Origin of the sequence: Cellulomonas sp. IC4_254 (genome assembly GCF_011603975.1) — a bacterium.
Classification (GTDB): Bacteria; Actinomycetota; Actinomycetes; order Actinomycetales; family Cellulomonadaceae; genus Cellulomonas.
In genome coordinates this window covers 1-681 of record NZ_JAANNB010000402.1, presented here as the reverse complement: position 1 = coordinate 681, position 681 = coordinate 1, and the positions used below count along the sequence as shown (strand labels likewise).

The 681-nt window shown below is 78.9% G+C and carries 1 pseudogene; it reads left to right on the top strand.

The features are described 5' to 3' along the window. Nucleotides 1-274: 274 nt before the first annotated feature. Nucleotides 275-681: pseudogene (locus G6556_RS19020) on the top strand (hypothetical protein); the annotation flags it as partial.

The window sequence follows — 681 nt, the reverse complement described above, 5'->3', positions numbered from 1 at the left end:
CCGCCCCGCTGTCGGGTGGAGCGTGCTGCCCGACGCGCCTCGGCGTGTCCGGCACAGCACTCCACCGCGTGGCCTCGGGGGGCTGGCAGCACCCCACATGGCGCCCGGATCCGGACATCTCGGGCGCGCCGTGGGGCGGGTGGCGACCTGGCGCTCTACGGTCGGACGGAGCACCGACGTGACCAGCACGGCCGCGTCGCACACCGAACCCGCTGCGCGGGAGGCGCTACCGCTCCTGCCCCGCACACCGTCAGCCGGCGACAAGGGAGCAGACATGAGCAGCAGCTCGGACCGCGAGCAGGACGAGACGCCGTCGACGACGCCCGACACCGCGGAGCGGGGCGCGTCGGAGACCGGCACGGCCGGAGCCACGGCGCCGGCCGGCTCCGGCGACGCCACGACAGCGGGCGCGGACGCGGCGTCGGCCCCCCGTGCGGCTGCCGCCGCCGGCACGGCCACCAGCGGCACGACTGCCAAGGACACGACCACCTCCGGCGCAGCCCGCGGGACCCGTCCCTCGACCACGCCCACCGAGCGCGTGCCCGCGGTCCCGGCCACCGGCGCGAGCACCGCCGAGGCGGCCGGCGCGGCCCCGGCTGAGCAGCCGACCACGCCCCCGCGCCCCGACGCCACCGGCACCACCAGCGCCACCAGCGCCACCGGCTCCACCAGCACCTCCCG